The organism is Streptomyces torulosus (assembly GCF_001419765.1).
In the GTDB taxonomy this organism is placed as follows: Bacteria; Actinomycetota; Actinomycetes; order Streptomycetales; family Streptomycetaceae; genus Streptomyces; species Streptomyces torulosus.
In genome coordinates, this window is sequence record NZ_LIRK01000067.1 from 1 (window position 1) to 9,028 (window position 9,028).

General features: G+C 72.1%; 8 protein-coding genes and 1 pseudogene. 2 read left to right on the forward strand and 7 right to left on the reverse strand.

Translation table 11 applies throughout. The features are described from left to right. Nucleotides 1–1,240: pseudogene (locus tag AOK23_RS06065) on the reverse strand (lyase); the annotation flags it as partial. A gap of 153 nt (nucleotides 1,241–1,393) precedes the next feature. On the opposite strand from AOK23_RS06065, the gene AOK23_RS06070 reads away from it, so the two are divergent. Then, nucleotides 1,394–2,014 (forward strand): YceI family protein, encoded by a 621-nt coding sequence (locus tag AOK23_RS06070; RefSeq protein ID WP_055711715.1) that lies wholly within the window; start codon nucleotides 1,394–1,396, stop codon nucleotides 2,012–2,014. Between the two features lie 58 nt (nucleotides 2,015–2,072). On the opposite strand, the gene AOK23_RS06075 is transcribed toward AOK23_RS06070, so the two are convergent. Continuing rightward, complete coding sequence (locus AOK23_RS06075) at nucleotides 2,073–2,684, reverse strand: YdeI/OmpD-associated family protein (RefSeq protein WP_055711711.1); 612 nt, start codon at nucleotides 2,682–2,684, stop codon at nucleotides 2,073–2,075. A gap of 247 nt (nucleotides 2,685–2,931) precedes the next feature. Here AOK23_RS06075 and AOK23_RS06080 point away from each other — a divergent pair, with 247 nt between their 5' ends. After that, complete coding sequence (locus AOK23_RS06080) at nucleotides 2,932–3,717, forward strand: S1 family peptidase (RefSeq protein ID WP_055711712.1); 786 nt, start codon at nucleotides 2,932–2,934, stop codon at nucleotides 3,715–3,717. 89 nt (nucleotides 3,718–3,806) lie between these two features. On the opposite strand, the gene AOK23_RS06085 is transcribed toward AOK23_RS06080, so the two are convergent. The 5 genes from AOK23_RS06085 to AOK23_RS06105 form a co-directional block, all read right to left on the reverse strand. Continuing rightward, entirely contained in the window at nucleotides 3,807–5,189 is a 1,383-nt protein-coding gene (locus AOK23_RS06085) for a hypothetical protein (protein WP_055711713.1), read from the reverse strand. A 252-nt stretch (nucleotides 5,190–5,441) separates the two neighbouring features. After that, nucleotides 5,442–7,046, reverse strand: coding sequence for a citramalate synthase (cimA, locus tag AOK23_RS06090; RefSeq protein WP_055711716.1), 1,605 nt, complete (start codon nucleotides 7,044–7,046; stop codon nucleotides 5,442–5,444). Between the two features lie 326 nt (nucleotides 7,047–7,372). Continuing rightward, complete coding sequence (locus tag AOK23_RS06095; protein WP_055711714.1) at nucleotides 7,373–7,963, reverse strand: TetR/AcrR family transcriptional regulator; 591 nt, start codon at nucleotides 7,961–7,963, stop codon at nucleotides 7,373–7,375. Continuing rightward, nucleotides 7,960–8,478, reverse strand: coding sequence for a hypothetical protein (locus tag AOK23_RS06100; RefSeq protein WP_240496275.1), 519 nt, complete (start codon nucleotides 8,476–8,478; stop codon nucleotides 7,960–7,962). Before AOK23_RS06100 ends, AOK23_RS06095 begins: the two co-directional genes overlap by 4 nt. Nucleotides 8,479–8,488: 10 nt before the next feature. Beyond that, a partial coding sequence (locus AOK23_RS06105; RefSeq protein WP_169800278.1) for an agmatine deiminase family protein occupies nucleotides 8,489–9,028 on the reverse strand: 540 nt, incomplete at its 5' end.

Consider the following 9,028-nt stretch of genomic DNA (forward strand, 5'->3'; position numbering starts at 1 on the left):
GTGCCGGGGACGCCGCGACGGCGTGGAGCCGGGCCAGGTCCGCGACGCCGAGCTGGGGGGCGGTGAGGATCGGGGTCACCGTGTCGCGTTCGATCCACCCCTTGACGCGTCCGTGCCACCGCTCGCGCTCGGCCGCGCCGGCGCCCAGCGCGAGAAGGACGATCGCCGCGATGAGCGCCTGTCCGTGGAAGTGGTCGCCCCGCAGGACGTGCCGGTCGTCGCTCTTGAGGTGTCCGCGGCTGATGGCCCGGCCGTTGACGGTGTCCATGACCAGGCCGTCGTGGATGAGGGGGGCGTACGCCCGCTCGACACTGTCGAGGACGAGCTGCCGGCCCGGGTCGGTGACCTGCCAGGAGGACCCGGCCAGCAGGGCGAACAACCGCCCCAGTCCGTCCAGCATCACCTGCCCGTACGTCCCCGAGTAGGCGACCCAGGTGTGCTGCACGAAGGAGCCGTCGGCGTAGAGCCCGTCCCCCTGGGTGACGTACGGGAAGACCGGTGAGAGGGCGTCGCGGGCGAGGGCGATCTTCTCGGGGGTCCGGCCGAGGATGCCGCGCAGGGCGACGGAGCGGCAGAGGTCGACCCGGTTGGCGCCGGTGGAGGTGCCGGTGTACTCGCGCAGCATCGCGTCGGGGACGAAGTGGTCGACCGCCGCGCAGGCGGCGTCCCGCCGGGCGGGCGTCAGCTCGTCGTGGAGGGCCGCGACGATGTCCGTCAGGAGGCGAGGGCTGCCGATCTGCCACTCCCACCAGTTGCCGTAGCGGGTGGTCGAGACGTTGTAGACGGTCTCGGAGAGGTGGTCGAGGCCGCGGGTGATGTCCGCGAGGAGGGTGGCGTCGCCGGTCGAGCCGGTGCCCCGCTGGACGTACGCCTGGGTCATCGTCCACAGCCGCGCGTAGCTCTGGGTGATGCCGGCGGGCGGGTCGAAGGGGCGGTCGGGCCAGAGGGAGCGGGGAGCGGGCGCCATGGTCGCCCGGAAACCGCGGGCCAGTTCGCCGGTCTCCCGGAGACGGGAGGCGTAGGGCTCGGCGGTGGGGTCGTAGCCGGTGCCGAGGGCAATGGTGAGCCAGCGGTGGCGGAGCGCCTCGAACTCGTCGGGCTCGTGCTCGTCGGGCTCGAACTCCTCCGGCGCGTCCGGCTCGGGCTCGTCGGCGCAGGAGAGTGCGGCGTGCGCGAGAGTGGGGGTGGGGGTTGCCGCCAGGGTCGCGGCGATCAGGAACGTACGACGCGTGGGGGTCATGCCCATGCCGTATCACCTCCGCGAGCGGATATCAACGCTGTGTAACCTGACGATCACCCACTCGACAAGGTTGAAACTTGAACGGAATAGGTCTACGGTGGGCCGTGTTCAGTTAGTTGAACATTGAACGACATCACCTCCAAGGAGCACGTCATGAGCATCTTCGGCCGCAAGAACGACACCACCGCCTCCGAGACGGCCGTGGCGACCGCCTCCCCGGTGAACCCCGAGCTGGCCGCGCTGACCGGCGACTACACGATCGACGCGTCCCACACCACGCTCGGCTTCGTCGCCCGGCACGCCATGGTCACCAACGTCAAGGGCAGCTTCCTCGACTTCTCGGGCTCCCTGCACCTCGACGGCACGGACCCGTCCCGCTCGACCGCTTCCCTCGACGTCACGATGGACAGCATCGACACCGGCAACGCCGACCGGGACGGCCACCTCAAGAGCGCGGACTTCTTCAAGACGGACGAGTTCCCGACGATGACCTTCCGCTCGACCTCCGCGGAGGCGCTCGGCGGCGACGACTACCGCATCACCGGCGACCTCTCCATCCTCGGCACCACCAAGCCGCTCACCATCGACCTGGAGTTCAACGGCGCCGCCAAGGACCCCTTCGGCAACGAGCGCGTCGGCTTCGAGGGCAAGGCGGAGATCCTGCGCTCCGAGTGGGGCCTCACCTGGAACGCCGCGCTGGAGACGGGCGGCGTACTGGTCTCCGACAAGATCAAGCTGCGCTTCGACATCTCGGCGATCCGCGACGCCGAGTGACCCGGGCCAGGGGAAGTGGGACGGACCGGCCGGCGACCCACCGGGGAGCGGCCGGTCCTCACTCCGGTCCCCCCGCCTCCAGCCTCTCCAGTGCCGCCCCCAGCCGGGCGGCACGCGTCTGGGGCGTACGGGCCTTGAGCAGGCCCAGCACGAGGAGATAGCGGTCGGTCCTCCCGAGCCGGTCGAACGCCTGTCGGGCGCGAGGTCGGTGCGCGAGGGCCGCTTCCAGATCCTCCGGTACGGCCGCCTCCTTCTGGGACGCGTACGCCGACGCCCAGCGCCCGTCCGCCTTCGCGGCGTCGACCTCCGCGAGACCGCCGGGGCGCATCCGGCCCTCGGCGGTCAGTTCCCCGACCCTGCGCACGTTCACCATCGACCAGTCGCTGCGCGGCCTGCGCGGTGTGATCCGCTGCAGATAGTGGGCCTCGTCGAACCGGCGCCGGTGCCCGGTGATCCAGCCGTGGCAGAGGGCGACGTCATTGACCTCCCCGGCATCGACGGAGGGGATCCCGCTCCCCTTCTTGGCGACCTTCACCCACAGACCGGGGTGCGGCGCGGGATGGGCGCCCAGCCACGCGTCGAGCCGGTCGGCGTCCTCGAACGCCAGCGCGTCCGCGGGCACGTGGGTTTCGTCGGGCGCGGGGGCCTCGGTGCTGTCGTGAGTGACCATGAGGCCACGCTAGACGGCCTGTAGGCCAGTTCCTGTCCTACAGGCGGACACAACGGGAAACCAGGTGGCTGGTTCGGACCTCTTGTGTGAGGGGTTGCGGCGTTCCCATAATCCAGCAACAGAAATTGATTTGAGCATGCCAGCATGCGGCGCTCCCCGGCGCTGATTTGGCATGCTCTCGTCAGGTCTGGGTTCGGTTCGGTTGCACGAGTCCCCGCATGCTCGACCCCCCACGGAAGGCATCACCTTGAAGCGACTCATCACCGCCCTGAAGAGATGCGCCGCCGTCGGCGCCGCCGCGCTCGCGATCGCCAGCCTCCAGCCGGTCTCGGCGGCCCAGGCCGCCCCGTCACCGGTCGTCGGCGGCACACGTGCGGCACAGGGCGAGTTCCCGTTCATGGTCCGGTTGTCGATGGGCTGTGGCGGCGCGCTGTACACGCAGCAGATCGTCCTCACCGCCGCGCACTGTGTCGGCGCGACCGGGAACAACACGAGCATCACCGCCACCGCCGGTGTAGTGGACCTCCAGAGCACCAGCGGGCGGGTCCAGGTCCGTTCCACGAAGGTGTACCGCGCCCCCGGCTACAACGGCACCGGCAAGGACTGGGCGCTCATCAAGCTCGCCCAGCCGATCAACCTGCCGACCCTGAAGATCGCCACCAACACCCAGTACAACACCGGTGACTTCACCGTCGCCGGCTGGGGAGCGGCCCGCGAGGGCGGCGCCCAGCAGCGCTACATGCTCAAGGCGACGGTCCCGTTCATCAGTGACGCGACCTGCCGTGCCTACGGCGGCCTCTACAGCGGCCTCGTCGCCGGCGAGGAGATCTGCGCCGGCTTCGCCTCGGGCGGCGTCGACACCTGCCAGGGCGACTCGGGCGGCCCGATGTTCCGCCGCGACAACGCCGGCGCCTGGATCCAGGTCGGCATCGTCAGCTGGGGCGACGGCTGCGCCCGGCCCAACGCACCGGGTGTCTACTCCGAGGTCTCGACCTTCGCCTCCCAGATAGCGTCGGCCGCCGCCACGCTCTGAACCGGCATCCCGGCACCACTCCGTACGACGTCCACGGGCCCGGCGCTCGGCGCGCCGGGCCCGTGCCCGTCCTCGTCACTCGTCCGTGCTCAGAAGCCGCCGCCGAAGTCGCCGCCCCCTCCGAAGTCACCGCCCCCTCCGAAGTCACCGCCGCCGAAGCCGCCGGAGAAGTCGTCCGTGTTGAAGTCGCCGCCGGAGACGTCACCGCCGCCGTAACCGCCGTCCGCGCCGAAGTCGCCGTAGCCGGCGCCGTAGACGGCCGCGTAGGAGGGGGTGGCCATCATGCTGCCGAGCATCGTGCCGACGAGGAGGCCGGGGAGGATGCCGCCGCCGAAGTAGCCGCCCGCCCAGGGGCCGTAGGCGGGGCCCGCGTCCCAGTAGGGGCGGCGGGCGCCGGAGACCGTCTCCACCTCGCGGACCATGGGCTCCTGGCCGTCCGCCATTCGGGCCTCGTCCGCCGCGCACACCGGGACCTCGCGGGACGCGCCGCCCAGCGGCGGGGTCCACAGGACGTCGGCGACCGACGGGCCGTGGCGGGGGTCGAAGAAGCAGGGGGCACGGCGTTCGGGCAGCGGACGGCCCTCCCGGCGGGCGGCCAGCAGGGCGAGGGAGAAGCGGCCGTCCTCCAGGGCCTGGGTGACCGCGCGCACGTCCTCGGGGCGGGTGGCCGCCGCCATCAGCGATTTCGCCTGCTCGTAGGCGTCGAGGGCCCGCTCGTAGTCGGCGCGCATCGCGTCGTCCGCGCCCGCCTCGGCGGGGTGGAAGTCCAGCCGGTCGAGTTCCTCGCCGAAGGCGGTGATGTCCTCGTCGACCACCACGCGCAGCTTGTCCAGGGCCGCGCGGCGCTCCGCCTCCTCCCGGCGGCGCCGCCGGCGGACCAGGGCGTACGCGCCGACACCGCCCGCCGCCACCACCGCGCCGGCGGCGGCCAGGGCGCCGACGTCCACGCCGTCGCCCCCGCCTCCGCCGCCGCTCCAGCTCGACGGGGCCGTGCCGCCCGGGTTGCTGCGCAGGGCGTCGTCCACGAAGTCGTTGAGCTGGGCCTTGGCGTCACCCGCACCCTGTGCCGCGGCGACCAGGTTGGACACGGTCCGTGGGCGCAGGACGCTCGCGTCGGCCCTCGCGTCGAAGCGGTCACCGAGGCGGATGGCGTACAGGCCGGTGATGCCGGTCTCCGTGCGGAGGTTCCGGAAGAGGTCCTGGGTGGGGTAGCCGGCCGGCAGGACCGCCACGAAGACCGGCTCGTCCGCGTCGACGATCTTGTCGGCGAGCGCTTCGGCGTCCGACGCGGCGAGCAGACCGGAGGCGGCCGGGTCGACGTAGACGGGGCTCTCGCGCAGGGCCGCGGCCACCGTCGAGAGGCCCGTGGCCGCGCGGGCGCCCGGCGCACCGACCGCCAGCACCGCCAGGGCGGCGGCGATGAGCGGCACGATCAGGAGGCGGGTCAGAGACCGGACCGGTGCGCCCTTCATACCTTCGAAGCTACCTCGGTCACCGGCAAAACGGACGATCGGACCGCCCGGAACCGGAATCGAGGGTTCCGCTCCTGCCGAGGGCGCCGCTTCAAGGGTGACCGCACGACCGTTCGAGCGAGAGTCGGGGCACGGGTCCGGTAGGGATTCCCGGTGGGTGCCGCGGGCCACGGGCGGCGCCCCGGTCGGCGCGGGACGGGTGGAGGCCGCGCCCCGGTCCCGCCGGGCGCGGCCCATCGGCCTGTCGGGTGGTCACTCCGCGGGTTCGACCCCGGCCCGGAGCAGGCCGTACGTGTAGGCGTCCTCCAGGGCCTGCCACGAGGCGGCGATGACGTTCTCGGCGACGCCCACCGTGGACCACTCGCCGGCGCCGTCGGTGGTGGAGATCAGCACGCGGGTCGTGGAGTTGGTGCCGTGCTTGCCCTCCAGGATGCGGACCTTGTAGTCGACCAGCTCCATCTTGGCGAGCTGGGGGTAGATACGCTCCAGGGCGACGCGCAGGGCGCGGTCGAGGGCGTTGACCGGGCCGTTGCCCTCGGCGGTGGCGACGATGCGCTCGCTCTTGGCCCACAGCTTGACGGTGGCCTCGTTGGCGTGGCTGCCGTCGGGGCGGTCCTCGACGATCGCGCGCCAGGACTCGGTGCTGAAGTAGCGCAGCGGCTTGCCGGCCACCTCCTCGCGGAGCAGCAGCTCGAACGACGCGTCCGCCGCCTCGTACGTGTAGCCCTTGAGTTCGCGCTCCTTGACCCGCTCGACGACCCGGCCGATCAGCTCCCGGTCGCCACCGAGGTCGACACCCAGCTCCTTGCCCTTGAGCTCGATGGAGGCGCGGCCCGCCATGTCGGAGACCAGCATCCGCATGGTGTTGCCGACCTGCTCGGGGTCGATGTGCTGGTACAGATCGGGGTCGACCTTGATGGCGGAGGCGTGCAGGCCCGCCTTGTGCGCGAAGGCGGAGACACCCACGTACGGCTGATGCGTGGAGGGGGTCAGGTTGACGACCTCGGCGATCGCGTGGGAGATGCGGGTCATCTCGCGCAGGGCGCCGTCGGGGAGGACCTTCTTGCCGTACTTCAGCTCCAGGGCCGCGACGACCGGGAAGAGGTTGGAGTTGCCGACGCGTTCGCCGTAGCCGTTGGCCGTGCACTGGACGTGGGTGGCGCCCGCGTCGACGGCGGCGAGGGTGTTGGCGACCGCGCAGCCGGTGTCGTCCTGGGCGTGGATGCCGAGCCGGGCGCCGGTGTCGGCGAGGACGGTGGAGACGACGGCCTGGACCTGGGCGGGGAGCATGCCGCCGTTGGTGTCGCAGAGGATGACGACGTCGGCGCCGGCCTCGGCGGCGGTGCGGACGACGGACTTGGCGTACTCGGGGTTGGCGCGGTAGCCGTCGAAGAAGTGCTCGCAGTCGACGAAGACCCGGCGGCCCTGCTCCCGGAGGTGGGAGACGGTGTCACGGACCATCTCCAGGTTCTCCTCCAGGGTGGTGCGCAGCGCCAGCTCCACATGGCGGTCGTGGGACTTGGCGACGAGGGTGATCACCGGGGCGCCGGAGTCGAGGAGCGCCTTGACCTGCGGGTCCTCGCTCGCTCTGCCGCCGGCGCGACGGGTCGCGCCGAACGCGACGAGCTGGGCGTGCCTGAAGTCGATCTCCTTCAGGGCGCGGGCGAAGAACTCGGTGTCCCTCGGGTTGGCGCCCGGCCAGCCGCCCTCGATGAAGCCCACTCCGAAGTCGTCCAGGTGCCGAGCGATGGCCAGCTTGTCGGCGACGGTGAGGTTGATGCCCTCACGCTGGGCGCCGTCTCGCAGGGTGGTGTCGAAGACGTGGAACGAGTCGTCGAGCTCGCTGGTTTCCGTCATGGTGTTCGGCTCCTGATGTCGGATCTCGGTCTGTACCGGAATGACCGGCTCCACCGTCCTCCCATCATCCCGCGCGCTGCGTTCCCGGCTGGGGGTGGGCCAGAAAAGCGAAAAACCCCTCGCGGGTGCGAGAGGTCTGCGCGCGGGTCGAGGACGACGGTGTCCGCCCGTACGTGGTCGTACGTGGCGGTCACTGCGGACCGGCGCGCCTGCTGCCAATAATCATGGCGAACGAGAGCACGGGGGCAGTCTGGCACAGACCGTCCCGGCGCTCACCCTCCGTCTCAGGATGCGAACAGCGCGCTGTGCGCGGGCGCGTGCCGCGCTCACCCCAGGGACTCGTCCAGGAACTCCCGTACGTGGGACAGGATCCGGTCGCGGTCGGCCCCGCGCAGCCCGATGGCCACGTTGATGGAGAAGCCGTCGAGCAGGGCGCGCAGCCGGGTGGCGAACCGGTCGGGGTCGACGGTCCGGAACTCGCCGCGCGACATGCCCTCCGCGAGCAGCGCCACCAGGTCGCGGTGCCAGGCGCCCTCGATGGCGGCCTGGCGGTCGCGGGCCTCGTCGTCGGCGTTCTGCGAGCGGTTCCAGACCTCCAGCCAGAGCGTCCAGTGGGGGTCGCGGTGGCCGTCGGGGACGTACAGGTCGACGTACGCGTCCAGGCGTTCGCGGGCCGGGGCGGTCCGGGTGAGGAGCCGGGCGCGCTCGGTGCCGAGCCGGCCCTCGCTCCACTCCAGGGTCCGCAGCAGCAGCTCGTCCTTGGAGTGGAAGTAGTAGAGGAGATGGCCGCTGCTCATGCCGACCTCGCGGCCGAGCGCCGCCATGGTGAGCTGCTCCAGGCCCCGCTCGGCGATCATGGCCATGGCGGCGCCGAGGACCTCCTCGCGGGGCGGGGCGGTGTTGCGGCGGCGGGTCATGGGGCGGCCACGCGGACGGCGTCGGGCAGGAAGTGGGTCTCGTAGGGGCCGGTGCAGCCGGCGAACAGCGTCGCGACCACCGCACCGCACCCTCCGCACAGCTCGTTGGGCCCCGCGCGTCCCACGTCGCAGCATCCGGACTCACGGACGGCCGGGTCCGGGGACAGGTACCGCCGGGTGTCCCCGGGGTGCACGACCTGGGTGTCGCGCGGCCCGGCGGACATCAGGCATCCCGGCCCGTCGGGGTCCAACTGCACGGCGTTGCCGGGATGGGCGACGTCCATCCACTCGGGATCGGGGTGCGGAACGTACGGCGCCCCGCACGGCAGCGGATCCACCGCGTACGTCCCGAGCGGCATCGTCGACGGGGCGCCCCGCGAGCCGTCGGGGTTCTTCCGCCCGTCGTACGGCGGACGTTCGGGCGCCTCGGGCAGCAGGCGCAGTGGCCCGGTGAGGGGCCGGTCGCAGGCGGCGCAGCGCAGGATGCGCACGGGTTCGGCCGGTGGTGTGGTCATCCCTACGTTTCTACCGGACGCCGGCCCGGGGCTGCTGCTGGGTGATGCAGTGGATGCCGCCCCCGCCGGCGAAGATCGTGCGGGCGTCGACGAGGGTGACCGTGCGGTCGGGGAACAGCCTGCGGAAGATCCCGGCGGCGGTCTCGTCGCGGGGGTCGTCGAAGGCGCAGAGGACGACTCCGCCGTTGCACAGGTAGTGGTTGATGTAGGAGTGGTCGGCCCAGCGGCCGTCGGCCTCCAACTCGGTCGGCGCGGGGACCTCGACGACCTCCAGGGGCCGTCCGTGCGCGTCGGTCTGGGCCCGCAGCAGTCCGATGATCTCCTCGGTGATCTCGTGGTCGGGGTGGGCGGGGTCGGGCTGGGAGTGGGCGACGACCACGCCGGGGCGGGCGAACGCGGCGACGATGTCGACGTGGCCCAGGGTGCCGAAGCCGCCGGGCGGATAGTCGCCGGTGAGGCCGCGCGGCAGCCAGATCGCCTTGCGGGTGCCGAGCTGGGCGTGGATCTCCGCCTCGACCTCCTCGCGGGTCCAGCCGGGATTGCGCTCGTG

Coding starts and splice junctions, on each gene's coding strand:
- AOK23_RS06100 (WP_240496275.1), bottom strand. CDS start 8,478: ATGACCACACCACCGGCCGAACCCGTGCGCATCCTGCGCTGCGCCGCC.
- AOK23_RS06085 (WP_055711713.1), bottom strand. CDS start 5,189: ATGAAGGGCGCACCGGTCCGGTCTCTGACCCGCCTCCTGATCGTGCCG.
- AOK23_RS06070 (WP_055711715.1), top strand. CDS start 1,394: ATGAGCATCTTCGGCCGCAAGAACGACACCACCGCCTCCGAGACGGCC.
- cimA (WP_055711716.1), bottom strand. CDS start 7,046: ATGACGGAAACCAGCGAGCTCGACGACTCGTTCCACGTCTTCGACACC.
- AOK23_RS06075 (WP_055711711.1), bottom strand. CDS start 2,684: ATGGTCACTCACGACAGCACCGAGGCCCCCGCGCCCGACGAAACCCAC.
- AOK23_RS06095 (WP_055711714.1), bottom strand. CDS start 7,963: ATGACCCGCCGCCGCAACACCGCCCCGCCCCGCGAGGAGGTCCTCGGC.